Source organism: uncultured Zoogloea sp. (assembly GCF_937894855.1).
GTDB lineage: Bacteria > Pseudomonadota > Gammaproteobacteria > Burkholderiales > Rhodocyclaceae > Zoogloea > Zoogloea oryzae.
In genome coordinates, this window is record NZ_CALAYQ010000048.1 from 20,355 (window position 1) to 45,183 (window position 24,829).

The window sequence follows — 24,829 nt, forward strand, 5'->3', positions numbered from 1 at the left end:
TTGTGGTAGAACGTCGGGTCGGCGAAGTCATCCCCCTTGTGACGGGCATCACAGGAGGCAGGGTACTTAAGCGCTATCGTTCGACTGCACGAATTTTCACGCATTTTGCAAGTATGCGTCGCGTGCCTGGCATGTCCGGTAGCCGTTCCTGGCCGCTCGGAAAAGCGGTTTTCGTAGGGGCTTGTGGTTGAGTTGTCCGCCACTCGGCTTGATCAAATTTGCATGGGAGGCTGTCCTTCAAGGGCGGCCGGTGCTCAGAATGCTCAAACTCTTCAATCATTACGTTCCGTCCAGCACGATCCAGCGACTGGTCTTTGACGCCTTGTTGCTCTTTGTGGCGGTGGTTGTCGTGTTCGTGCTGCAGGCCCGGGTGGATGGTGGCCTGGTGGCGACTGTGGTGCCGTCGGCCTTTGCCTTCGCGGTGACCATGATGATCCTGAACGGCGCCCTTGGCCTGTATCGGGCGGGTTTCGGCTCGGATTTCCGGCAGACCCTGATGCGTGTCGGCATGTCGATCGTGCTGAGCGTTCCCGTGGCTTACGGTATATTTCAGGTCCTTCCGTGGGGCGAGTTCGCACATGAGGCGCTTGAACTCAACGTGATCGCCCTTCTTGGTTTCGTGGTCGCCGTCCGTGGTTTCACTGCCCGGCGGACGGGTGCAGGGGTTTTTGTGAAACGTATCATGGTGATCGGGACCGGGTCTGACGCCGCAGCCGTCGAGCATGCGCTGACCCATCCCGCCAACTCCAGCCTTCAGGTGGTGGGTTTCTACCCTGCCGGCGCCGGCGACGAGATTCGCATCGATCCGAAGCGGGTCATCCATTTCGATGGCAACCTGCTTGCCGCGGCCAATCACCTGCGCGTCAATGAAATCATCGTGGCGGTCAAGGAGCGTCGCGGTGGTGCCATTCCGCTGCGTGAGCTGCTCGACTGCAAGATGGCCGGCATCAAGGTGCTCGACCTCTCCAGCTTCTTCGAGCGTGTGCGTGGTCAGGTGCGCATCGATTCCCTGCGTGCCAGCTGGCTGATCTACGGCGAAGGCTTCCGTCAGGGCTGGGGCCGCACGCTGGTCAAGCGCGTGTTCGACATCTTCGTGTCGCTGCTCCTGCTGGTGCTTGCTGCGCCGGTGATGGTGCTTGCGGCGCTCCTGATCGTGATCGAGGACGGCGCGCCGGTGTTCTACCGCCAGGAGCGTGTCGGCCTGGGTGGCCGCCTCTTCAAGGTGACCAAGTTCCGCAGCATGCGCCGGGATGCCGAGCGTGACGGCAAGCCCCGCTGGGCGACCGCCAACGATGACCGCGTGACCCGCGTCGGCCGTTTCATCCGCAAGTGCCGCATTGATGAACTGCCGCAGCTGTTCAATGTGCTGAAGGGCGACATGAGTCTCGTCGGCCCGCGTCCGGAGCGTCCCTTCTTTGTCGATCAGCTCACCCGCGACATTCCCTTCTACGCCGTCCGCCACTGCGTCAAGCCGGGCGTGACTGGCTGGGCTCAGGTCCGCTACCAGTACGGTTCGTCGGTGGATGATGCGATCAACAAGCTGCAGTACGATCTGTACTACGTCAAGAATCACACCCTGTTCCTCGATACCGTGGTCCTGTTCGAGACGGTGCGGGTTGTCCTGACCGGAGACGGTGCACACTAAAACATTCAGGCGTCGCGTTCCCCGGCAGGGGATGGTCTGAACCCAGGACGCTCCCCTTGCCGGGAGCGTCTGCTTTTATTGAGGCTCGATGGAATCAATCCTTTCGCAGGTCTCGGCGTGGAGCTACGCCTTTGCTGCGGTGCTGCACGGGCTGTTTGCGCTTTACCTCGGCGTGGCTTGGCGCAGGGGCCGGCAGGGCATCCTGCTGATCGCGGCGGTGGTGGCCAGTGCCCTGTGGGCGGTGGCGAACTGGGTGTTTTCCACCTCGGGCTGGGTCTGGATGTTCCAGCTGGCCAATCTGCTCGATGTGCTGCGCATGGGGGCGTGGTTCGGCTTCCTCCTGAGCATGCTCTCCCAGGCCTCGGGCGACGGGCCCGACTCCGGGCTGCCGGCGTGGCCCAAGCCGGGCATGCTGGCCATCGTCAGCCTCGGGGCGATCGGCGTCATCTGCTTCACCCTGGGTGTGCCGCTGTACGGCACGCCGCTGCGCACCTGGGCCGCCACGGCGCTGATGACTGCGGTGTTCGGCCTGGTGCTGCTGGAACTCTTCTACCGGGCGGTCATCGAGCGCTCCCGCTGGGGCGTCAAGCCGCTGGTGCTGGCGCTGGGCGGGCTGTTCGCCTTTGACGTCTACCTGTACTCCGAAATGCTGCTGTTCAGCCGCATCCACCCGGTGATCTGGGGGGTACGCGGCTTTGCTCACGCCCTGGCGCTGCCGCTGGTGGCGGTATCGGCGTCGCGCAATCCGGAATGGACCTTCCGGATCTCGGTCTCGCGGCACGTGGTGTTCCATTCCACCGCGCTAGCCGGGTCGGGCCTGTACCTGCTGATCATCGCCGGCGCCGGCTACTACATGCGCTACTTCGGTGGCGAGTGGGGCGAGGCGCTGCAGCTGGCGCTGCTGTTTGGTGGCGTGCTGTTCCTGGGGGTGGTGTTCTTCTCCGGGGCCTTCCGGGCCCGGCTGCGGGTGTTCCTCGCCAAGCATTTCTTCGCCTACCGGTACGACTACCGCACCGAATGGCTGGGCGTGACCCAGGCCCTGTCGGTGGCGGGGGACGGGCTCAGCCTCGGCGAATCGGTGGTCAAGGCGCTGGCCGATCTGGTCGAGAGCCCGGGTGGTGGCGTGTGGCTGCGGGATGCCAACGGCTGCTTCAGCCAGCAGGCGCGGCTCAACATGCCGCACTATGGCCTGCAGGAGCGGGAGGATTCCGATTTTGCCCGCTTCATGCTGGAGCGCGAGTGGATCGTCAATCTGCAGGAGGCCCGCAGCGGTTTCTCGCCGGATGTGACGGCGCCGCTGCCCGAGTGGGCGTCCGAGCTCGCCGACATGTGGCTGATCGTGCCGCTGATCTCGTCGGGCGTGCTGGTGGGCTTTGTGGTGCTGCTGACCCCGCGCACGCCGGTGGATGTGAACTGGGAAGTCCTGGATCTGCTCAAGATGGCGGGCCGGCAGGCCGCCAGCTATTTTGCCCGGATGCAGGCTACCGAAGCCCTGCTCGAGGCCCAGAAGTTCGACGCCTTCAACCGGATGTCGGCCTTTGTGGTCCATGATCTGAAGAATCTTGTTGCACAGATGTCGCTGATGCTTCGCAATGCCGAGCGACACAAGGACAATCCGGAGTTCCAGGCCGACATGCTCGACACCGTCCGGCATGTGGAATCGCGGATGCGTGGGCTGATGGCCCAGCTGATGGAAAAGACCCCGATCAACCAGCGCAAGCCGGTCTTGCTGAAGGGGTTGCTCGAGCACATCGTCCAGTCGAAAAGGATGTTCCGTCCGTGCCCCACCTTTGAGGAAGGGGCGCCGGAGCTGGCAGTTTTTGCGCATTCCGAACGACTCGAACGTATCCTTGGGCATATCGTGCAAAATGCCCTAGACGCTACTTTGGAGCATGGTAGTGTGTCAGTACGGCTATCCCAGGAGGGTAATCAGGCGTGCATCACCGTTCGGGATACCGGGTCGGGCATGTCGACCGCATTCATCCGGGACCAGCTTTTCAAGCCATTCCAGACAACGAAGGCGAGCGGAATGGGGATTGGCGCCTACGAGGCGCACCAATATGTTCAGGAACTGGGTGGCAATCTGACCGTTCAGAGCGAGGTGGGTGTCGGAACCTGCTTCGAGATCAGGTTGCCCATTGCCGCGAACGCTCAGAATGCCGGTAACAAAGCGGTAGCAGAATAGGGATATGACTGATAAACGCAGGACTTTGCTGATCGTCGAGGATGATCCGGCGCTTCAGAAACAGATGCGCTGGGCCTTCGATCAGTACGAGACGGTGGTTGCCAACAATCGTGAAGAGGCCATTGCGCAGCTGAGGCGCTACGAACCTGCCGTCGTGACGATGGACCTGGGTCTGCCGCCCGCGCCGGACGACGTGACGGAAGGCTTCAAGCTGCTGGGCGAAATCCTCGCGCTGGCCCCCGACACCAAGGTGGTTGTCCTCACCGGGCAGCACGACCGCGAGAACGCCGTGCGTGCGGTGGGCATGGGTGCCTACGATTTCTTCGCCAAGCCCTTCGAGCCCGAGCTGCTGGCGCTCACCCTCGATCGCGCGCTGCGCCTCTACGATCTGCAGCAGGACAACCGCCGCCTGAAGATCCAGCAGGGCAGCGCCCTGTCGGGTCTCATCACCCGCGACGCGGGCATGCTCAAGGTGTGCCGCCTCATCGAGCGCGTGGCTTCCGCCAACGTCACGGCCATGCTGCTGGGAGAAAGCGGAACCGGCAAGGAAGTGCTGGCCCGCGGCCTGCATGAGCTGTCGCCCCGGCGCAACGAGCGCTTCGTGGCGATCAACTGTGCGGCGATTCCCGAAAACCTCCTCGAATCCGAACTCTTCGGCTACGAGAAGGGCGCCTTCACCGGCGCGGTCAAGCAGACCCTCGGCAAGATCGAAGTGGCCAACAAGGGCACGCTGTTCCTCGACGAAATCGGCGATCTGCCGATGCCGCTGCAGGCCAAGCTGCTGCGTTTCCTGCAGGAGCGGGTGATCGAGCGCATCGGCGGACGCGAGGAAATCCCCGTGGATGTGCGCATCATCTGCGCCACCCACCAGGACGTGAAGGGCCTGATCCAGGCCGGCCGTTTCCGGGAAGACCTTTACTACCGCCTCGCCGAGATCGTGGTCGATATCCCGGCCCTGCGCGACCGGGACGGCGATGCAGTGCTGCTGGCTCATGCCTTCGTCCAGCGTTTTGCGGGCGATCACGGGCGTGGTGCGATGACCCTCACGGACGACGCCGTCCACAGCATCGAAACCCATCGCTGGCCGGGTAACATCCGAGAGCTCGAGAACGCGATCAAGCGCGCGGTCATCATGGCCGACGGCAACTGCATCACGGCCGAGGACATCGGCCTTGACGTCAATCCCGACGAAGAACTGGAAGCCCTCAACCTGCGTGTCGTCCGCGAGGAAGCCGAACGACGTGCGGTGGTCAGGGTGATGGCCCGGGTCAATGGCAACGTGGCCAGGGCGGCGGAGGTGCTGGGAATCAGCCGTCCGACGCTCTACGATCTGATGAACCGGTTCGGAATCAAGAAAGAGACTTCAACGTGACTCAAGGAACCATGCTAATGCGTGTTCAAAATCAACGCCGTACCGTGCGGAATGCTGCCATCAGCACCCTTTGCGCCTTCCTTCTGGCTGCATGCGGTGCAAGTACCGAATCCATGGTCACGTCCGCCAAGGAATACATCGCCAAGAACGATCGTAACGCGGCGTCGATCCAGCTCAAGAACGCGCTCCAGAAAGATGCCAACCTCGGCGAAGCCCGTTTCCTGCTGGGCAAGATCAACTACGAGCAGGGCGACTACGCCGGTGCCGAAAAGGAACTGAGCCGCGCGCTGGATGCCGGCTATTCGCCCGATGAAGTCGTGCCGCTGCTGGCCAAGGCGCTGGTCGCCACCGGCCAGGGTGACAAGATCGCCACCGAGCTCGCCAACCGTCGGCTCGAGAAGCCCGAGAGTCGGGCTGCCATCTTCACCATGCAGGGCACCAACCTGATCGGCAAGGGCAAGATCGACGAGGCCCGCGAAGCCTTCAATTCGGCCCTGCGCGAATCGGCCAACTACCCGCTTGCCCGTGTGGGCCTGGCCCGCCTGCGGGCGATCGGCCGCGACTTCGACGGCGCGCTGGCCGATGTGGATGCGGTGCTGAAGGATGCGCCGACCCTGCCTGAAGCCCACTCCCTGCGCGGTGACCTGCTGCTGACCATGGGCCGCGTTGAAGAAGCGATTCCGGCCTTCGAGGCGGTGATTGCCGCCAAGCCCACCGATGTGGGTGCTTACCAGAACCTCATCTCGGTGCTGCTGCGCCAGAACAAGGTCGACCTGGCCCAGGCCAAGGTGACCGAGATGCGCAAGGCCCTCGGCGGTCACCCGATGGCGGTCTATCTGCAGTCCTACATCAATCTGCGCAGCGGCAAGGCGAAGGAAGCCTACGACGGCGTGCAGCAGGTGCTGCGCGTGGCCCCCGACTACATCCCGGCTCTCCTGCTGGCGACCACCCTGCAACTGCAGCGCCAGGATTTCGTCCAGGCCCAGGAAAACGCCAAGAAGGTCATCGAGCGCGCCCCCAATCTGCAGATGGCCCGCCGCCTGCTCGTGACCGCCTACATCGGCACGCGTGAGCCGTCCCGCGCCCTCGAAGCGCTCCAGCCGCTGCTGAAGGACAAGGTCGAGGACGTGGCCGTGCTCAACCTCGCCGGTCAGGTCTATGCGATGAACGGTGACTTCAACCGTTCCGAGCAATATTTCCAGCGCGCCACCCAGGCTGATCCGAAGAACGCCCAGTACCGCACCCGTCTCGGCGTCTCGCGCCTTGTCGGCGGCGAAGCCGACCAGGCCTTCCAGGATCTGGAAGCCGCGTCTGCCCTCGATCCGGACAACATCCAGGCCGACATCACCCTGATCATGGCCCACCTGCGCCGCAACGAAGTGGCCAAGGCGGTTGCCGCAGTTCAGACCCTCGAGAAGAAGAAGCCGAACGATCCCGTCACCTACAACATGAAGGGCGGCGTGCTGCTCGCCAGCAAGGATACGGCTGGTGCCCGCAAGGCCTTCGAGAAGGCCCTCGAACTGCGTCCGGACTTCCTGCCGGCGGTGAGCAACCTTGCCCGCCTCGACATGGCCGACAAGAACATCGATGCGGCCCGCAAGCGCTTCGAGACCTTCGTTGCCGCCAACCCGAAGGTGGCCCAGGGCTATATGCAGTACGCCGAACTCCAGGCCATGACCGGTGGTCAGAACAAGGACATCCAGGCGCTGCTCGAAAAGGGCCTGACCGCCGTGCCGACCTCGCTGCCGATCCGCACCGCGCTGGTGGCGATGCTGGCGCAGTCGGGTGACACCAAGCGCGCGCTGCTGCTGGCCCAGGAAGCCCAGGCCGGCTCGCCGGACGATCCGGCCCTGCTTGAACTCCTTGCCCGCGCCCAGGTGGCCGCCGGCGAGAACCAGCAGGCCCTCACGACCTTCGGCAAGCTGAGCTCCCGCATGCCGAATTCGGTAGCGCCGCTGGTGGCCATGTCCGACCTGCAGGTTGCGGCCAAGGATTTCGCCAGTGCCGAACAGAGCCTTCGCAAGGCACTGGCGCTCAAGCCCGATGCCGTCGAGGCCCAGCAGCGCCTGATCTCGCTGCTGCTCCAGAGCAAGCGTGGCGATGCGGCGATCGCAGTGGCCAGGGACGTGCAGAAGCAGCACGGCGAATCGTCGGTCGGTTTCCTGCTCGAAGGCGAGGCCCTCTCCGCCATGGGCAAGTCTGCCGATGCCGTCGGGCCGTACTCCGAAGCCTTCAAGCGCGACAAGAGCCCGCAGTCGCTGATCCGCGTGCATTCCGCGCGGCTGGCCGCAGGCCAGGAGCAGGAAGCCGCGAAGCTGGTGTCCGATTGGGTCAAGGCCAATCCGAAGGATATGGTCATCCGCACGTATCTCGCCGAGCGCAGCCTGTCCGAGCAGAAGTATGAATCGGCCGTCCAGCAGTATCGCCAGATGCTCGAAATGGCGCCCAAGAACGCCATGCTGCTCAACAACCTGGCGTGGGCGCTGGGCAAGCTCAACGACAAGAGCGCCGTCAGCGTGGCCGAGCAGGCCGTGTCCCTGGCCCCCAACAGCCCGGTGGTGCTCGACACCCTCGGCACGCTGCTGATGGACAGCGGCAACACCGCCAAGGGCATCGAGACGCTGAAGAAGGCCGTGAGCCTCGGGCCCAAGCTGCCGCAGCTGCGCATCAACCTTGCCCGCGCCCTCATCAAGAGCGGCGACAAGGACGGTGCCCGCAAGGAGCTGGACGAAGCCCAGCGCAGCGCCCCCGAAAAATCCCCAGTTGCCGCCGAGATCGAAAAGATCCGCGCGACCCTCTGATCAAGTCTTCACATTCGTTATCAGGATCTCCGAAATGACCACCATTGCAGTTATCGGCCTCGGCTACGTTGGCCTGCCCCTCGCCGTTGAATTCGGCAAGAAAGTGAAAACCGTCGGTTTCGACCTTCACCAGGAGAAGGTCGACGCCTACGCCCGCCACGTGGACCCGACTGGCGAAGTCGCCACCGAAGACCTCAAGGCCGCTGTGCATCTCACCTGCAGCACCGACCCGAAGGTGATCTCCGAAGCCGACTTCATCATCGTCGCCGTGCCCACCCCGGTGGATGACGCCCACCAGCCGGACTTCACCCCGCTGGTCAAGTCGTCCGAGAGCGTCGGCAAGTACATGAAGAAGGGCGCGATCGTCGTCTACGAATCCACCGTGTATCCCGGCGCCACCGAAGAAGTGTGCATCCCCATCCTCGAGAAGTTCTCGGGCATGAAGTGGAAGCAGGACTTCAACGTCGGCTACTCCCCCGAGCGGATCAACCCGGGCGACAAGGAACGCACCGTCACCAAGATCATGAAGGTCGTCTCCGGCGACACGCCCGAGACGCTGAAGATCGTCGCCGACACCTACGCCTCGGTGATCACCGCCGGCGTCTACCCGGCCAGCTCCATCAAGGTTGCCGAAGCCGCCAAGGTCATCGAAAACACCCAGCGCGACCTCAACATTGCCCTGATGAACGAACTCTCGGTGATCTTCCACAAGATCGGCATCGACACCCTCGAAGTGCTCAAGGCCGCCGGCACCAAGTGGAACTTCCTGCCCTTCCGTCCGGGCCTGGTCGGTGGCCACTGCATCGGCGTCGATCCGTACTACCTGACCCACAAGGCCGACATGCTGGGCTACCACCCGCAAGTCATCCTGGCTGGCCGTCGCATCAACGACAGCATGGGCAAGTACGTCGCCGAAGAAACCGTCAAGACCATGATCCAGAACGGCCTCAACATCAAGGGCGCCGACGTGATCGTGCTGGGTCTCACCTTCAAGGAAAACTGCCCCGACCTGCGCAACAGCAAGGTCATCGACGTGATCCGCGAGCTTCAGAGCTACGGCGTCAAGGTGCACGTGCATGACCCGGTGGCCGAATCTGCCGAGGCCGAGCACGAGTACGGCGTGAGCCTCACCGCCTGGGACAAGCTCCCGAAGGCCGGTGCCATCGTCGCCGCCGTGGCCCACAAGGAATACGCCGAGATGGGCGTGGCCAAGCTGTGCGACAAGCTGGTGCCGAACGGCGTGTTCACCGACGTGAAGAGCTTCTACGACCCGGCCGAGATCGAAGCGGCGGGCGCCAAGGTTTGGCGTCTGTAAGCGGGCCCCGGGGCATGACGCGCGTGAAGCAGCTGCTTTCCATCGTCCTGCTGGGTGCGAGCCTGGCAGGCGGGGCGCGCGTCGTGCAGGCGGCCGAGCCGAAGTTCGAAGCACAGGCCACCGATGCCCGGCAGATCGTCGAGCAGGCGCTGGCCTTCGAGCACGGTGAAGGCGTCCCCCGTGATCCCGAACGGGCGGCCGAGCTGTATTGCGAGGCGGTCCGTTCGGGCAGTGCCGAGGCGATGTACAGCCTGGGCTGGATGTACGCGAATGGCCGCGGCGTGCCCCGGGACGACGGGATCGCCGCGACGCTGTTCGAGATGGCGGTGTTCAAGGGGCACGAAGGCGCCGGAAAGGCCCGTAGGGTTGCCGGCGACTACACCGGCGCGGTGCCCGAATGCCTGAAGGCGCACAGCGTCGAGTGGGCGTTCTCGATCCGCGATAACTGGGATTCCCGAAAGTATCTGGCGTCGCTGCCCGAGCGCAAGAAGAAGATGGTCGAGCTGATCACCACCTTGGCGCCGCGCTTCTCGATCGAGCCGCGGCTGGCGCTGGCCATCGCGACGACCGAGTCCAATTTCGATTCCAATGCCCTGTCGCCCAAGAACGCGATGGGTGTGATGCAGCTTATCCCCGAGACGGCCAGCCGTTTCAACGTCAAGGACAGCTACGACCCGGTGGAGAACATCAAGGGCGGGCTTGCCTATCTGCGCTGGTTGCTGGCCTACTACCGGGGCAATGTGGCGCTGGCCGTGGCCGGCTATAACGCCGGTGAAGGCGCGGTGGACCGCTATCGGGGCGTGCCCCCGTACAAGGAAACCCAGGCTTACGTCCGACGCATCCTCGAATTCTTCCCGCGGACGGAACATCCCTTCGATGCGCGACTCGTAAACGCATCGCCTGCGCTCTCTGCGATCAAGGCCGTCAATTAGTGAGGTGAGCCCGATGGGTTTCCGATTTTCCCGTTCGCTGATGTCCGGGGTGATGGCGCTCGCCTGCGTTGTTGCTCCGCCGGCAAGGGCTGACTTCCCCGATACCGTGGCGTCGGTCAAGCGCTCGATAGTGGCGATCGGTACGCTGTCGCCCACGCGCAACCCTCGTTTCCGGTTTCTGGGTACCGGTTTTGTGGCTGGAAACGGTAATCAGGTGGTGACCAACGCCCACGTGGTCGGCATGCCCGATCTGGGCGATGACGAGAAGCTGGTGATGGCACTATCCGGTGCGGGACGGGTCACGGCCCGGCCGATCACCAAGGAGTCGATCGATCTCGATCACGATCTGGCGGTGTTGCGTTTCGACGGGCCGCCGATGCCGGCGTTACGGTTGGGGGATTCCAGCTCCGTGCGCGACGGGCAGGACGTGGCCGTGACCGGCTTTCCCCTCGGGGGCAGTATCGGCATCGTGCCGGTGACCCACAAGGGCATCGTCTCGGCGATCACCCCGATCGGCCAGCCGGTTTCCACCGCGAAGCAGCTGGATGGCGCGGCCGTGCGTCGTCTGGCGGCGGGGGGCTACTCGGTGATCCAGCTGGATCTCATCTCTTACCCGGGCAACAGCGGCAGCCCGATGTTCGATGCCACCTCCGGCGAGGTGTTGGGCGTGCTCAGCATGGTGTTCATCAAGGGCGGCAAGGAGTCGGCTGTGACCTCGCCGTCGGGCATCTCCTACGCGATTCCCGCGGCCTTCGTGAAGACGCTGCTTGCACCCTGAGCTACTCCACGCCAAGCGTGCCGTACCGACGTAAAAAAGCCCGAGGTCCAGAAGACCCCGGGCTTTTCTATGCCTTGGCAGATCAGGCCAGTTCGTCCATCGGCACGCAGGAACAGAACAGGTTGCGGTCACCGTAGACATCGTCGATGCGGTTCACGCTCGGCCAGAACTTGTTGTCGCCGACCCACGCCAGCGGGAAGGCGGCTTCGCTGCGGGAGTAGGGGCGGTCCCAGTCGCCCAGGAAGTCGGCCTGGGTGTGGGGCGCGTTCTTGAGCGGGTTGTTGTCGGCGGGCAGGCGGCCTTCCTCGATGGCGCGGATCTCGCTACGGATTGCCACCATCGCGTCGATGAAGCGGTCGAGTTCGCCCTTGTCCTCGGATTCGGTGGGCTCGACCATGATCGTGCCGGCCACCGGGAAGGACATGGTCGGGGCGTGGAAGCCGTAGTCCATCAGGCGCTTGGCGATGTCCACCTCGGAGATGCCGGTGGCGGCCTTGATCGGGCGGATGTCGAGGATGCACTCGTGGGCGACGCGGCCCTGGCTGCCGGTGTAGAGCACCGGGTAGTGCGCTGCCAACTGGCTGGCCACGTAGTTGGCGTTGAGGATGGCCACTTCGGTGGCGCGCTTGAGGCCGCGGCCACCCATCATGGTGATGTACATCCACGAGATCGGCAGGATGCTGGCCGAGCCGAACTGGGCGGCCGACACGGCCCCCTGACCCGCATTGGGGCGATCCTCGCTGCCGGTGGCGGCCACCACGTGATCCGCCATGAACGGTGCGAGGTGGGCCTTCAGGCCGATCGGGCCCATGCCCGGGCCGCCGCCGCCGTGGGGGATGCAGAAGGTCTTGTGGAGGTTCATGTGGCTCACGTCGGCGCCGATGGTGGCGGGTGAGGTGAGGCCGACCTGGGCGTTCATGTTGGCGCCGTCCATGTAAACCTGGCCGCCGTACTGGTGCACGGTCGCGCAGATCTCGCGGATGGCTTCCTCGAACACGCCGTGGGTGGACGGGTAGGTGATCATCAGCGCGGCGAGCTTGTCGGCGTGCTGCTCGGCCTTGGCCTTGAGGTCGGCCAGATCGACGTTGCCGTTGTCGTCACAGGCCACGACCACCACGTCCATGCCGCACATCTGGGCGGTGGCGGGGTTGGTGCCGTGGGCCGACTTGGGGATCAGGCACACGGTGCGGTGGTGGTCGCCGCGGGCCGTGTGGTAGCGGCGGATCGCCACGAGGCCGGCGTATTCGCCCTGGGCGCCGGAGTTGGGCTGCATGCAGATGGCGTCGAAGCCGGTGATCTCGCGCAGCTGGGCGGCGAGGCCTTCTATCATCTCGAGGTAGCCGGCGGTCTGGTCGGCTGGGGCAAACGGGTGGATGTCGGCGAACTCGGGCCAGGTGACGGGGATCATCTCGCTGGTGGCGTTGAGCTTCATGGTGCACGAGCCCAGGGAGATCATCGAGTGGTCCAGCGCCAGATCGCGGTTCTGCAGGCGCTTGAGGTAGCGCAGCATCTCGTGCTCGGTGTGGTGGGTGTTGAACACCGGGTGGGCGAGGATGGCGTCGTCGCGCAGCAGCTCGGCCGGCAGGTTGCCGCCGCGGGCGGCGACGGTGGCGTCGAGGGCGGTCACATCGGCCGTGGCGCCGAAGGCGGCCAGCAGCGCGGCGATGTCGTCGCGGGTGGTCTTCTCGTCGATGGCGATGCCGAGGGCGTGGCCGTCCACGTGGCGCAGGTTGAAGCCGGCGGCCTGGGCGGCGGCGTAGATCTCGGCGGAGCGGGCGCCGGTTTCCACCTGGATGGTGTCGAAGAAGCTGTCGGACGCGAGCGCGAAGCCGGCCTGGCCCAGGCCTTCGGCCAGGGTGGCGGCGAGGCGATGGACGCGCGCCGCGATGGTGCGCAGGCCTTCCGGGCCGTGATACACGGCGTACATGCCGGCCATGTTGGCCAGCAGCACCTGGGACGTACAGATGTTGGAGTTGGCCTTCTCGCGGCGGATGTGCTGCTCGCGGGTCTGCAGGGTCATGCGCAGGGCAGTCTTGCCGCGGGCATCCTTGGAGACGCCGATGATGCGGCCCGGCATGGAGCGGACGTGGCTTTCGCGGGTGGCGAAGAAGGCGGCGTGGGGGCCGCCGAAGCCGAGCGGCACGCCAAAGCGCTGGGCCGAGCCGAGGGCGATGTCGGCGCCGAGCGCGCCGGGCGACTTGAGGAGCACGAGCGCCAGCAGATCGGACGCGACAGCTACCACTGCGCCCTTGGCCTTGAGGCCGGCGATCGGGGCGGCGATATCGGCCACCACGCCGCGCTCGTCGGGGTATTGCAGCAGGGCGCCAAACACATCGTGATGGGCGGCCTCGGCAGACGGGCCGACGATCAGCTCGAAGCCGAAGTAGTCGGCGCGGGTGCGCACCACGTCGAGGGTCTGCGGGAAGACGCCTTCATCGACGAAGAAGGCCTGGCTCTTGACCTTGGAGATGCGCCGGGCCATGGCCATGGCTTCGGCGGCGGCGGTGGCTTCGTCGAGCAGCGAGGCGTTGGCGAGTTCGAGCCCGGTGAGGTCGATGACCATCTGCTGGAAGTTCAGCAGGGCTTCGAGGCGGCCCTGGGCGATCTCGGCCTGGTAAGGCGTGTAGGCGGTGTACCAGCCCGGGTTTTCCATCACGTTGCGCAGGATGACCTTGGGCGTGATGGTGTCGTAGTAGCCCATGCCGATGAGGGACTTCTTCAGCACGTTCTTGCCGGCGATGGCCTTCAGGCGGGCCAGCGCCACGTGCTCGGGCGTCGGTTCGCCGATGGCCAGCGGCGCGGGCAGGCGGATGCCGGCCGGCACGGTCTGGTCGATCAGGGTGTCGAGGGAGTCGACCCCGACGGCGGCGAGCAGCGCCGGCAGCTCGGAGGCACAGGGGCCCAGGTGGCGGCGGATGAAGTCGTCGCCCTGTTCGAGCGTGGCGAGCGGGGCGGAGAGAAGCGTCTTCGACATGGGGAAAACTCGGGTTGGGTTACGGCAAGGGTTACAGCAATGACAAGCGGCAGCGGGTGGATCGGGGCGCGCCCGGGGCACGCTCCCGATCCGGGCTGCGACTTAGCCGATGGCGGCTTCGTAGCCGGCGGCGTCGAGCAGGGCCGATACGTCGGCGGCGTTGGCCGGCTTGATCTTGAACAGCCAGGCGGCGTAGGCGTCGGCATTGACGGATTCCGGCGCGTCGACTGCTTCCTGGTTGTTGGCGATGATCTCGCCGGCGACCGGGGCGTAGATGTCTGAGGCGGCCTTGACCGATTCGATCACCGCGATGCTCTCGCCGGCGGTGACGACGCGGCCGGCTTCGGGTAGCTCGAGGAAGACCACGTCGCCGAGGGCTTGCTGGGCGTGGTCGGTGATGCCCACGGTGAGGGTGCCGTCAGCTTCGGTGCGGACCCATTCGTGGGATTCGGTGTAGCGCAGTTCGGAGGGGGTCGTCATGGTGAGATTTCCTTGGTCAGAATGGTTGAAGGCGCAGCAATGCGGGACGCATCAGATTAGGGGTTTGCCGTTACGGACGAAAGAGGCTTTAACCACCCGGGCCTTGAGGCGCTTGCCGCGGATGTCCACCTCGACGGCATCGCCGGGCGCAACGCCCAGGGGCAGGCGGGCCATGGCGATGGCCTTTTCGAGGGTCGGCGAGAAGGTGCCGCTGGTGGTCTCACCTTCGCCCTGGGCGGTGAAGACATGCTGGTGGGCGCGCAGCACGCCCTTGTCTTCGAGCACGAGGCCGAGGATCTGCTGGCTGGCCGGGTTGGCCTGCAGCGCGGCCTTGCCGATGAAGTCGCGGCTGGCGTCCTTGAAATCGATCGTCCAGGCGAGGCCGGCATTGAGCGGCGAGACGGTCTCGTCCATGTCGTTGCCGTAGAGGGCCATGCCGGCTTCGAGGCGCAGGGTATCGCGGGCACCGAGGCCGCAGGGCTTGACGCCGGCGACGACGAGGGCGTCCCAGGTGGCGGCGGCCTGATCGGCCGGCAGGGTGAGCTCGAAGCCGTCTTCGCCGGTGTAGCCGGTGCGGGCGATGAACATGTCGCCAAAGGCGGCGGCCTGGAAGATCTTGAGGCCGGCCGAGGCGGCTTCGGAGCCCGGGATGGCGGCCCAGGTCTTGGCGCGGGCGTTCGGGCCCTGGACGGCGATCATCGCCAGATCACGGCGGGGCGTGAGGGTGGCGGCGAGGCCGGTGGCGGCGAGCTGCTGCTGCATCCAGGCCACGTCCTTGTCGGCGGTGCCGGCATTGACGACCACCCGGTATTCGGTGTCGGAGAGGAAATAGACGATCAGGTCGTCGATCACGCCGCCTTCGGGGTTGAGCATGCAGCTGTAGAGCGCCTTGCCCGGCTCGGTGAGCTTGGCCACGTCGTTGGCGATCAGGCCGCGCAGGAAGGCCTTGGCGCCACTGCCGACGAGATCCAGCGCGAGCATGTGGGAGACGTCGAACATGCCGGCGTCGCGGCGGACGGCGTGGTGTTCCTCGATCTGGGAGCCGTAGTTCACCGGCATGTCCCAGCCGGCGAAATCGACCATGCGGGCGCCTGCGGCGACGTGGGTGGCGTGAAGAGGGGTGCGCTGGGTCATCGTGTTCTCCGGTGGGCAATCGTTCCAGTGTAGAAAAGCAATGGGGCCGACGCGATTCGGAAATCGCGTCGGCCCCATCTGTCCTTTGTACCTGAGAGATTGCAGCGGTGCTTCGAGACGGCTGCGTGCCCCTTCGGTGGATGCGGCCGGCCGTGGCTGGCACGGATAACGGGCGGCATCACTCTCCAGATTGTTGATTCGTCGGCGGTCCTTTTGCCTGAGCGGTTCCGGGGGTTGCGCCTTCGGCGGTTCGCAGCAGCTGCGCGAACACTCTCCCACACGACGGCGCGCACCTTACCACCGGGCATGGCCTACGGCAAGGGTCTGCTAAACTTCTAGGGATGACCCTTATCCGACGCCCTTCCCGCAGCCACCACCTCGACGTTCGCGGCCTGCGCTACCACCTCCGCGAATGGGGTGAGGAAGGTGCGCCCAAGGTGTTCCTGCTGCATGGCTGGATGGACGTCTCGGCGTCGTTCCAGTTTGTGGTCGATGCCCTCGAGGCAGACTGGTATGTGATCGCCCCCGACTGGCGTGGTTTTGGCCTCAGTCAGTGGAATGGCGGCGACGCCTACTGGTTTCCCGATTACGTCGCCGATCTGGACGCGATCCTGCGCGCCTGTTCGCCGGTCGATCCGGTGCGGCTGGTCGGTCACAGCATGGGCGGCAACGTAGCCTGCCTGTATGCCGGCGTGAGGCCGGCGCGGGTTGCCCGGCTGGTGGCGCTGGACGCCTTCGGGCTCGCCGACAACCCGCCGGAGAACGCCCCAGGCCGGCTGGAAAAGTGGCTCAATGATCTCGAACGCCCGGCGGGCTTCCGGCGCTACCCGGATCGTGCCGCGCTGGCCGCCCGTCTGCAGGCCGACAACCCCCGCCTCGATGCCGACAAGGCTGCGTTTCTCGCCGAGCACCTGGGCGAGGCGGACGGGGAGGGCGGTATCCGCCTCGCTGGCGATCCGGCCCATCGTCGCGTGAACGCCGTGCTGTACCGGCGCGCCGAGGCCCTGGCCGCGTGGCGACGGGTGACGGCGCCAACCCTGTGGGTCGAGCCGGCTGAGCCCGACCTGCGCCGCCGGCTTGGCGTGACCGACGAAGCCCACGCCGAGGCGCGGGCCGCCTTCCGGGATTTTCGTGAAGTGGACGTGGCCGACAGCGGCCACAACCTGCATCACGACCAGCCGGGCCTGACCGCCCGGATCATCGAGGATTTTCTGCTGTCCAAGGGATCATGAACGCCGTCAACGCTGATCTTCACTGTCACTCCACCGCTTCGGACGGCACCCTGGCGCCCGCGGCCGTGGTTCGCCGTGCGCACGCCAACGGGGTCGATCTGCTCGCCCTCACCGATCATGACGAACTCCTCGGTCTGCCCGAGGCTGCCGCCACCGCGGCCGAGCTGGGGCTGCGATTCGTGCCCGGGGTCGAGGTGTCGGTGTCGTGGCTGGACCAGACGGTGCACATCGTCGGGCTGGGCGTTGATCCATCCAACGCGGCGCTCATCGCCGGGCTCGATCAGGTGCGCAGCGGCCGTGATGGCCGGGCGGCAAAAATTGCCGCCGAGCTCGACCGCATCGGCATCCACGGTGCCCTCGAAGGCGCACTGCGCTACGTCGGCAACCCGGCACTCATCAGTCGGGCGCACTTCGCGCGTTTTCTGGTTGAGGCCGGCTGCGCCAAGAATGTGCACGACGTGTTCCTCCACTACCTCGCCCGCGGCAAACCGGGCTATGTGGAGCACGTGTGGGCGACGCTGGAGGATGCCGTCGGCTGGATCAAGGGTGCCGGCGGGCTGGCGGTGATTGCCCACCCGGGCCGCTACCGGTTGTCCCATGTCGAGATGGACATCCTCTTTGACAAGTTTCGCGAGCTGGGCGGCGATGCCGTCGAGGTTGCCTGCGGCGCCCACGATGGCGGGCAGGTGCTCGCCTTTGCGCGGATGGCGCGCAAGTTTGGCCTGATGGCCTCCCGCGCCTCCGATTTCCATGGCCCGGAAGACAGCCCGATCGATCTCGGTCGGGCGCCTCCGCTGCCGCCCGACCTCACGCCCGTGTGGTCGCGTCTGATCTGAAAGTCCCGTTTCTTCACCATGGCCCAGTTCTTCACGCTTCACCCCGAGCAACCCCAGCCCCGCCTCATCAAGCAGGCGGCGGAGATCATGCGCGGCGGCGGTCTCGTCGCCTTTCCCACCGATTCGGCCTACGCCCTCGGCGGCCACACCGGCGACAACGCGCTGCTGGCGCGCATCCGCCGCATCCGCGGGGTGGATGAGCGGCATCACTTCACGCTGATCTGCCGCGATCTGTCCGAGATCGCCACCTACGCCCGGGTGGATAACAGCCAGTACCGGCTCCTCAAGGCCACCACGCCGGGCCCGTACACCTTCATCCTCGAAGGCACCAAGGAACTCCCGCGCCGGCTGCTTCACCCCAAGCGCAAGACCATCGGCCTGCGGGTGCCGGATCATCCCGTGGTGTCGGCGCTGCTGGCCGAGCTCGGCGAGCCGTTGCTGAGTTCCACGCTGCTTCTGCCCGACGACGAGCATCCGCTCACCGATCCGGAAGACATCCGCGACCGCCTCGAGAAGGAAGTGGATCTCATCATTGAAGCCGGCCCCTGCCGCGGCGAGGCCACCACGGTCATCGATCTGACCGGCGGAAGCCCGGTGCTGGTGCGCGAAGGGCGGGGCAGTCTCGCCCCCTTCGGGTTGTAAGTTGTTGCCGGCTCTGGAGAAGTTCCGGGTTTCAGCGGGGCCGGCGGGCCGGCTCTGGTAGAATCCGTGCCCCCGCTCGGACCAATTCCATGCAAGAACTCATCGTCACGCTGACCATCTGGGCGCTGCCCGTGCTGTTCGCCATCACCTTGCACGAGGCGGCGCATGGCTATGCCGCACGGCATTTTGGCGATCGCACCGCCGAGCTCGCCGGCCGGATCAGCCTCAATCCGATCCGCCACATCGACCCGGTGGGCACGATCCTCGTGCCGGGCCTTATCCTCATCACCAGCAGCCTCGTGGGCGCCGGGGCGATGCTGTTCGGCTGGGCCAAGCCGGTGCCGGTCAATTTTGGCCGCCTCAGAAACCCCAAGGCCGACATGCTGTGGGTGGCTGCCGCCGGTCCCTTCGCCAATCTGGTGATGGCCATCGGCTGGGCGCTGCTGTTCCGCGTGGCGGTGGGGATGCCCGACAACGCCTACGCGCTGCCGATGGCCAAGATGGCCGACGCCGGCATGCAGATCAACGCCGTGCTGATGTTCCTCAATCTGGTGCCGTTGCCGCCGCTTGATGGCGGGCGGATTGCGGTGAGCCTGCTCCCGCCGGGCCCGGCCTACAAGTTTGCGCAGATCGAGCCCTATGGTTTTCCGATCCTGCTGTTCCTGCTGCTAACCGGTATCCTTGGCGACATCCTCGGGCCGCTGGTGGCCCTTTTCCGTTTTGCTCTCGCAACCGTTATTGGACTTTGACATCCCATGTTCGCTGAACGCGTCCTCTCCGGCATGCGCCCCACCGGGCGTCTCCACCTCGGCCACTACCACGGCGTCCTGAAAAACTGGGTCAAGCTGCAGTCCGAGTACCCCTGCCTGTTCTTCGCCGCCGACTGGCACGCCCTGACGACCGACTACGACAACCCGAAGGGCATCGAGGGCAGCGTGTGGGAGATGATCGTCGACTGGCTGGCCGCCGGCGTCGATCCGTCCCAGGCAACCATCTTCATCCAGTCCCGCGTGCCCGAGCACGCCGAGCTGCACCTGCTGATGTCCATGATGACGCCACAGGGCTGGCTCGAACGCGTGCCCACCTACAAGGATCAGCAGGAGAAGCTCTCCCACAAGGATCTGACCACCTACGGTTTCCTCGGGTACCCGCTGCTGATGAGCGCCGACATCCTGATCTACCGCGCCGACAAGGTGCCGGTGGGCGAGGACCAGCTGCCCCACGTCGAGTTCACCCGCGAACTCGCCCGCCGCTTCAACCACATGTATGGCCGCGAGCCCGGCTTCGAGGACAAGGCGAAAGAAGCCATCAAGAAGCTCGGCAGCAAGCGTGCCAAGCTGTACGAAGAGTTCCGCACCCGCTTCCAGCAGAACGGCGACGAAGAGGGCCTGGCCCTCGGCAAGGCGCTGCTCGAAGAGGCCCAGAGCCTCTCGCTGGGCGACCGCGAGCGCCTGTATGGCTACCTGGAAGGCAGCGGCAAGATGATCCTCGTCGAGCCGGGCGCGCTTCTCACCGAAGCCTCGCGCATGCCGGGCCTCGATGGCCAGAAGATGTCCAAGTCCTACGGCAACACCATCTTCCTGCGCGAAGAGGCCGACACCCTGGGCAAGAAGATCCGCACCATGCAGACCGATCCGGCCCGCGTGCGGCGCACCGATCCGGGTAATCCGGAGAAGTGCCCGGTGTGGCAGTTCCACGTCATCTACTCCGACGACAAGACCCGCGAGTGGGTGACCCAGGGCTGTATCAGCGCCGGCATCGGCTGCATCGAGTGCAAGCAGCCGGTCATCGACGCGGTGCTGAAGGAGCAGGACCTGATGCGCGAGCGCGCCCAGCCCTATCTCGACGACCCGAGCCTGGTCCGCAGCATCGTGGCCGACGGCTGCGACAAGGCCCGCAAGCTCGCCCAGGAAACCATGCGCGAAGTCCGCGACGCGATGGGCCTGAGCTACAGCTGATGTTTCAGGGATTGGCCGGACGCGGATTTATGCCTTGGAGCCCTGCGTCCGGCGTGTTAGCCTGCGCGGCGGTTGACCAGCCGTGACGGCGCCGCTCGATCTGGCGCCGCCCGCCGAGCCCATCGAAGCCGTCATCGGCCGGATGTACGGCCAGCCGATCTTCGATCTGCCGAAGGATCTGTACATCCCGCCCGATGCGCTGGAGGTGTTCCTTGATGCCTTCGAAGGCCCGCTCGACCTGCTGCTCTACCTGATCCGCAAGGCCAACATCAACGTCCTCGACATTCCGATGGCACCGCTGACGGTGCAGTATCTGGAATACGTGGAGGCGATGCGCCAGCACAATCTCGAGCTCGCTGCCGATTATCTGCTGATGGCCGCGACGCTGCTGGAGATCAAGTCGCGCATGCTGCTGCCCCGGCCGCCGCGGGCCGAAGAAGCCGAGGAACTCGATCCCCGTGCCGAGCTGGTGCGTCGTCTGCTCGAATACGAACAGGTCAAGCTTGCCGCCGCGCGCCTAGACGAACTGCCCCGCGTGGAGCGGGATTTCGAGTGGGTCGGGGTGTTCGTGGCCGAGAAGGTCGTCGAGCGTCTGCCGGCCGTGAGCCTGCACGACCTGCAACTGGCGTGGCTGAAGATCGCCCGCCAGAGCCGCCTCAAGCGGCACCACACGATCCAGCGGGAAGAGCTGTCGGTGCGCGAGCACATGACGCTGATCCTGCGAAAACTGCGGGACGACACCTTTGTTGTGTTCGAATCCCTGTTCGACCCCGACCTGGGCGTACCCAGCCTGGTGGTGAGCTTTCTCGCCACCCTCGAGCTGGTGAAGGAGCGCCTGGTGGTGGTCACCCAGAACGAGGCCTTTGCGCCGATTTATGTGAAACGTGCCGATGGTGCAGCCGGAATCGACTGAAGCCTTCAAGCTGGTGCTGGAAACGGCCCTGCTGGCGGCGCCTGCGCCCCTGTCGGTGAGCGAACTGCGCCGGCTCTTTGACGAAGAGCCCGGCCCCGACTTCATCCGGCGGCTGTTGGGCGAACTGGCCGACGACTGGCAGGGCAGGGGCGTCGAGCTCATCCAGACGGCCGGCGGCTGGCGTTTCCAGACCCGGCCCGAGTATCAGGTTTATCTTGACCGCCTGAAGGAAGAGCGCCCACCGAAGTATTCCCGCGCGGTGCTGGAAACCCTGGCGATCATCGCCTACCGGCAGCCTGTGACGCGGGGTGACATCGAGGACATCCGTGGCGTGGTGGTCTCGACCAATGTATTGAAGACCCTCGAGTCGCGAGGGTGGGTGGATGTGGTCGGTCATCGGGATACCCCCGGTCGGCCGGGCCTGTATGCCACGACCCGAAAATTCCTGGAGGACCTCGGGCTGCGAAGCCTGACCGAGCTGCCTCCGCTGACTGAAATCGAAAGGATCATGGATCTTGTAGAGATCCCCGGCTCTGTTTCGGAAAACTCAGAAAAAACAGTGAATTAAGTTTTGTTTCGATCTGCTGTGAGGTCGAATTTTTCGCTTGTGTACCCGCTGTGTACGCTTTTTCCCCTTGATTTAGCGGGATGTGTCGTTTATCTTTCGGCGGGTGGTTTTCATTCGACCAGGCGGTTGATGACAGGAGGGCGGTTGAGTTTCGGCTCAACCGCCCTTTCTCTTTTCAGGTTTCGGACTCCGGTTTCCAGCGAGGTGGGACCGCGCCTGGATGGATGGGCTGTGACGTGCTGGGCGTCGTCACGGGGCGCCCAGCCGCCGTCTTCTGCAGCTTGGGGGTAGCCGGGCTTTCGCGGGCTTCGTCGCCCGGCTTTGGCAGCAGCCGTGCTTCCTCGATAAGCTCATTGACGATCTGCTCTGCCATCCATTGAAGCAATGCTGTATTGGCGCGTTTCAGTTCGTCGGCTCGTTCCTTCGAGAGGCTCTGGGCGGTGTCCTCGCTTTGCGATGCGGGTTCGTCATCGTTGGTCATGGGGCGTCCCTTCAAGTTGCGACCGGCTGTCTTGCTGGCATGTTCCTTCACCGTTCGGCGTGCTCCGATGAAGGCGCAGCCGGTACGCATCCCAGCTTTCACCGGGACGTGGCGGGGTTTGCGGGTCGATTTGCGGTTGTCGGTTCGCTCGTTGCCGGGTGGCCGGCAGGGCGTTCATCCAGATCCCGGGATGGTTCCCGGCCCCCTGCAGGATAGAGCGGAGGAGTCCGGTGTTCAGCGCCTGGATGCTGCCGGCCCGTTGGCGTAATCGGCGGGCGCGCTGGATGGCGTCCTCGAGGTGCTCCGGTGAGTTCGCCAGTTCGGCAAGGTGGTCGATGGCCGAAGGTACGCCGGCGGGCTGGATGCCGGCAGCGGCGAGTTTATCCACAAGCCAGCCCGGTACACGTTCACAAACATGATTCTTGATGTGTGCCCGGTTCGGCTGTTGGATGGCTGCGAACTGCATGTCAGGTATAGGCCTGTAAGCTGCTCTCCGCTTGGTTTCTGAGCCGCCCGGTTCTGTGGATGAACGCGTGCCCGCACCGTGCCCGGTTTGAATCGGGCGAGCGGAAGCGACGGCGGCCATGGGAAGGCTGAATGCCAGCCGTGTTCCGGCGAGCCGGTGCAGCAGGCCGGTTCGCTCCAGGCGGTCAATGGCGCCCCGGATACTCTTCTCGGTGGGTTTCTCGATCTGCAGGCCCGCGCCCCGCGGGGTGTGGGTTTCGCAGTAGGCGGCGAGCATGGCAAGACTGATGGGGCGCTGCCGCCCGGTGATGCCGGTGCGATAGTCCATCCACCACCGCAGCAGCACGTAGGCCTGAAAGGCGAGGGGGCCTGCTCCGATCAGGGTTTCCAGCTCGGTGCGCTTGAAGGTGATGAGCTGTTCCCCCGCCGTCATGATGCACCCCCGGAGGCGCTTCGCGCTTTGGTAAGTGTAGCGGCCAGGGCGTCGATAGCACGGCCACAGGCTGCAACGCGTTCCAGGTTGTCTTCGGCCAGAATGCCGACCGTGAGGAAGCCGGCATCGATGAAGCTGAAGACTGCCGCAGCGGCAGCGTGCAGTTCCGGTGCCACGGCGATCAGCGCTTCGTTTCCGTCCGCCTCGGTGCAGTCTCCCCACGAGAAGACCTCGCAGATGGTGACGCTGTGGGCGCCCGTTCCGGCGGCAATGGTCCGGTGCCCCACGCGGCGCCAGGGCCCTGGGGTGAATTGGCATGCGTTCATAACCGCGCCCCTTGCGATGCGTTGGCGCCTTCGTCGATCCGTTTCTGAACGATCTTCTGCAGGTTTCTGGCGCCGCGAAGGACTCCCGTTAGGTCGGTGCCCTGTTTTCCGAGAATGCCCTGTTCGGTCTCTCCGTTCGGCCTCACGATAATCCACGCGAAGGTGCCAATCCGGCCGCCGCGGGCGATATCGGAGATGGTTTCGATGTCGTCGGCGAGTTGGAGGTTTCGGGCACGTAGGGCAGCCGCTTCCGTGTTGTCGACCACGAGTTGAAGAAATGGGCGGGGCGCGCGTGCGTTCATGCTTGCGCCCTCCCGGCCAGTGTGAGTCGGAAGGCGAGCACGGGGCCGACGACGCAACGCAGTGCGCGGTAGAGGCGGAAGCGGAGGACGATGGAAGGGCTGAATGCCGGCTTAAGCATGGTGGCCGCCCTCCACGGGAAAGACGACGGGACCATCGACGGTGACCATGATCGAGGGCCACAGCAGGCGGCGGGTGGCGAGCTTGACCGGGCGGACGCCGTAGAAGCTGGCGGTGTCGCACAGGCGTTGCCGTACGGTGTTGGGCTTGACGTGGTTCAGCGCGGCGAATTCGGCGGTGCTGAGGGTGGCGGGGGTGGCAGCCGGGGCCGGGGTGTGGGCATGCGTGCCCGAGGCGGATTGGCGCATGGTGGTGCTCCTGAGCTTGTGGTCTGTTCTCCGCTGCTCCCGTTCCAATGGGGGCGGCGGAACCGTGCGGGGTTGGAACTACCGGGCTCAGGGTCCGGCCAGCCTTGCGGCTGCCCCACACGGCCCGCCATTGAACAGGCGTCACCATGCAATCGACGTAAAAAAACCGCTTGCGCGGCCTTTCTAGGCCTGAGCTTTCCGGGGTTCCAATCCCGGCTTCCTCTGTTTCGGAAGCTGCGAAGGATGATGCGCTTCGATCCTGCGGGCGTCAAGGCCCGGAATGCATCAGTCCTGTTCGTCGGGGCAGGCGCGGGCGCGTGCCCTGGCGTGCCAGGTGAGCAATTCGGGAATGGTGAGCGCGTGCAGGTCGGCCATGGGCCAATGAAACACGGTGGCGATGTCGGCCATGGCCTCTTCAACAGCAGGCGGGAGCCTCAGCGAGTCATCGGACATGGTTCGCTGGGCGTCCTGTAGCCCGTCGATGAGCAGGTTGGCAACGCGCGCCCCGAGGGCGATCAATGCGGCGGGCGGTGCCTGCTCGGCCTCGCTGCGCCGGATTCGTGGGGTGGTGATCTTGGGGAGAACCTGGATCAAGGCGCCCATTTCGATGTCGAGCAAATCCTTGATGGAGACGCCCAGCAGATCGCCGGCCCGGGGTTGGCGGATGTGGATGTGGCGCATCGAACTGGCA

The 24,829-nt window shown here is 65.3% G+C and carries 23 protein-coding genes and 1 riboswitch; of the genes, 14 read left to right on the top strand and 9 right to left on the bottom strand.

Annotation, left to right across the window (positions count from 1 at the left end; all coding sequences use genetic code 11):
* The first annotated feature begins 259 nt into the window (after positions 1-259).
* The 7 genes from Q0672_RS06340 (at position 260) to Q0672_RS06370 (ending at position 11,028) form a co-directional block, all read left to right on the top strand.
* A complete protein-coding gene (locus tag Q0672_RS06340) occupies positions 260-1,645 on the top strand; it encodes a TIGR03013 family XrtA/PEP-CTERM system glycosyltransferase (protein ID WP_153160286.1) in 1,386 nt (461 codons plus the stop codon).
* Between the two features lie 88 nt (positions 1,646-1,733).
* Positions 1,734-3,830 (top strand): XrtA/PEP-CTERM system histidine kinase PrsK, encoded by a 2,097-nt coding sequence (gene prsK, locus Q0672_RS06345; RefSeq protein ID WP_298620852.1) that lies wholly within the window; start codon positions 1,734-1,736, stop codon positions 3,828-3,830.
* A gap of 4 nt (positions 3,831-3,834) precedes the next feature.
* Entirely contained in the window at positions 3,835-5,202 is a 1,368-nt protein-coding gene (gene prsR / locus Q0672_RS06350; RefSeq protein ID WP_153160284.1) for a PEP-CTERM-box response regulator transcription factor, read from the top strand.
* Positions 5,203-5,219: 17 nt separating this feature from the next.
* On the top strand, positions 5,220-8,003 hold the full coding sequence (gene prsT / locus Q0672_RS06355; protein WP_298620855.1) for an XrtA/PEP-CTERM system TPR-repeat protein PrsT: 2,784 nt from the start codon (positions 5,220-5,222) through the stop codon (positions 8,001-8,003).
* Between the two features lie 34 nt (positions 8,004-8,037).
* Positions 8,038-9,318: a nucleotide sugar dehydrogenase gene (locus Q0672_RS06360; protein WP_298620857.1), complete on the top strand. Its 1,281-nt coding sequence runs from the start codon at positions 8,038-8,040 to the stop codon at positions 9,316-9,318.
* A 14-nt stretch (positions 9,319-9,332) separates the two neighbouring features.
* The gene (locus tag Q0672_RS06365) at positions 9,333-10,250 is read left to right on the top strand and encodes a transglycosylase SLT domain-containing protein (protein ID WP_298620859.1); all 918 of its coding nucleotides are present in this window, start codon (positions 9,333-9,335) and stop codon (positions 10,248-10,250) included.
* 13 nt (positions 10,251-10,263) lie between these two features.
* Entirely contained in the window at positions 10,264-11,028 is a 765-nt protein-coding gene (locus Q0672_RS06370; protein ID WP_298620861.1) for a serine protease, read from the top strand.
* Between the two features lie 82 nt (positions 11,029-11,110).
* Here Q0672_RS06370 and gcvP read toward each other — a convergent pair whose 3' ends face one another.
* The 3 genes from gcvP to gcvT all read right to left on the bottom strand — a co-directional run bounded on the left by gcvP (position 11,111) and on the right by gcvT (position 15,616).
* Positions 11,111-14,002, bottom strand: a complete 2,892-nt coding sequence (gene gcvP / locus Q0672_RS06375; protein WP_298620863.1) for an aminomethyl-transferring glycine dehydrogenase — start codon at positions 14,000-14,002, stop codon at positions 11,111-11,113.
* Between the two features lie 102 nt (positions 14,003-14,104).
* Positions 14,105-14,482 carry a glycine cleavage system protein GcvH gene (gene gcvH / locus Q0672_RS06380; protein ID WP_298620865.1) on the bottom strand — a complete coding sequence of 126 codons (378 nt, stop codon included), beginning with the start codon at positions 14,480-14,482 and terminating at the stop codon, positions 14,105-14,107.
* A 51-nt stretch (positions 14,483-14,533) separates the two neighbouring features.
* Complete coding sequence (gcvT, locus tag Q0672_RS06385) at positions 14,534-15,616, bottom strand: glycine cleavage system aminomethyltransferase GcvT (protein WP_298620867.1); 1,083 nt, start codon at positions 15,614-15,616, stop codon at positions 14,534-14,536.
* A 196-nt stretch (positions 15,617-15,812) separates the two neighbouring features.
* A riboswitch (glycine riboswitch) is annotated at positions 15,813-15,904 on the bottom strand.
* Between the two features lie 53 nt (positions 15,905-15,957).
* On the opposite strand from gcvT, the gene Q0672_RS06390 reads away from it, so the two are divergent.
* The 7 genes from Q0672_RS06390 (at position 15,958) to scpB (ending at position 21,765) form a co-directional block, all read left to right on the top strand.
* Entirely contained in the window at positions 15,958-16,848 is an 891-nt protein-coding gene (locus Q0672_RS06390; RefSeq protein WP_298620869.1) for an alpha/beta hydrolase, read from the top strand.
* Positions 16,845-17,684, top strand: coding sequence for a 3',5'-nucleoside bisphosphate phosphatase (locus Q0672_RS06395; protein ID WP_298620871.1), 840 nt, complete (start codon positions 16,845-16,847; stop codon positions 17,682-17,684). The genes Q0672_RS06390 and Q0672_RS06395 overlap by 4 nt, the downstream gene beginning before the upstream one ends.
* Before the next feature lie 18 nt (positions 17,685-17,702).
* On the top strand, positions 17,703-18,326 hold the full coding sequence (locus tag Q0672_RS06400) for an L-threonylcarbamoyladenylate synthase (RefSeq protein ID WP_153160274.1): 624 nt from the start codon (positions 17,703-17,705) through the stop codon (positions 18,324-18,326).
* Positions 18,327-18,415: 89 nt separating this feature from the next.
* The gene (locus Q0672_RS06405) at positions 18,416-19,075 is read left to right on the top strand and encodes a site-2 protease family protein (protein ID WP_298620873.1); all 660 of its coding nucleotides are present in this window, start codon (positions 18,416-18,418) and stop codon (positions 19,073-19,075) included.
* A 6-nt stretch (positions 19,076-19,081) separates the two neighbouring features.
* Positions 19,082-20,284 carry a tryptophan--tRNA ligase gene (locus tag Q0672_RS06410; protein ID WP_298620875.1) on the top strand — a complete coding sequence of 401 codons (1,203 nt, stop codon included), beginning with the start codon at positions 19,082-19,084 and terminating at the stop codon, positions 20,282-20,284.
* A gap of 142 nt (positions 20,285-20,426) precedes the next feature.
* The gene (locus tag Q0672_RS06415) at positions 20,427-21,197 is read left to right on the top strand and encodes a ScpA family protein (protein WP_153160498.1); all 771 of its coding nucleotides are present in this window, start codon (positions 20,427-20,429) and stop codon (positions 21,195-21,197) included.
* Positions 21,175-21,765 (top strand): SMC-Scp complex subunit ScpB, encoded by a 591-nt coding sequence (gene scpB / locus Q0672_RS06420; protein ID WP_298620877.1) that lies wholly within the window; start codon positions 21,175-21,177, stop codon positions 21,763-21,765. Before Q0672_RS06415 ends, scpB begins: the two co-directional genes overlap by 23 nt.
* Positions 21,766-21,940: 175 nt before the next feature.
* On the opposite strand, the gene Q0672_RS06425 is transcribed toward scpB, so the two are convergent.
* From Q0672_RS06425 to Q0672_RS06450, 6 genes are all read right to left on the bottom strand, one after another.
* Positions 21,941-22,246 (bottom strand): hypothetical protein, encoded by a 306-nt coding sequence (locus tag Q0672_RS06425; RefSeq protein ID WP_298620879.1) that lies wholly within the window; start codon positions 22,244-22,246, stop codon positions 21,941-21,943.
* Positions 22,233-23,144 carry a hypothetical protein gene (locus tag Q0672_RS06430; protein WP_298620881.1) on the bottom strand — a complete coding sequence of 304 codons (912 nt, stop codon included), beginning with the start codon at positions 23,142-23,144 and terminating at the stop codon, positions 22,233-22,235. Before Q0672_RS06430 ends, Q0672_RS06425 begins: the two co-directional genes overlap by 14 nt.
* Positions 23,141-23,470, bottom strand: coding sequence for a hypothetical protein (locus Q0672_RS06435; protein ID WP_298620883.1), 330 nt, complete (start codon positions 23,468-23,470; stop codon positions 23,141-23,143). Before Q0672_RS06435 ends, Q0672_RS06430 begins: the two co-directional genes overlap by 4 nt.
* Positions 23,467-23,772, bottom strand: a complete 306-nt coding sequence (locus Q0672_RS06440) for a hypothetical protein (protein ID WP_298620885.1) — start codon at positions 23,770-23,772, stop codon at positions 23,467-23,469. Before Q0672_RS06440 ends, Q0672_RS06435 begins: the two co-directional genes overlap by 4 nt.
* A 111-nt stretch (positions 23,773-23,883) precedes the next feature.
* Complete coding sequence (locus tag Q0672_RS06445) at positions 23,884-24,138, bottom strand: hypothetical protein (protein WP_298620887.1); 255 nt, start codon at positions 24,136-24,138, stop codon at positions 23,884-23,886.
* Between the two features lie 285 nt (positions 24,139-24,423).
* Positions 24,424-24,819, bottom strand: coding sequence for a GpE family phage tail protein (locus Q0672_RS06450; protein WP_298620889.1), 396 nt, complete (start codon positions 24,817-24,819; stop codon positions 24,424-24,426).
* Between the last annotated feature and the right edge of the window lie 10 nt (positions 24,820-24,829).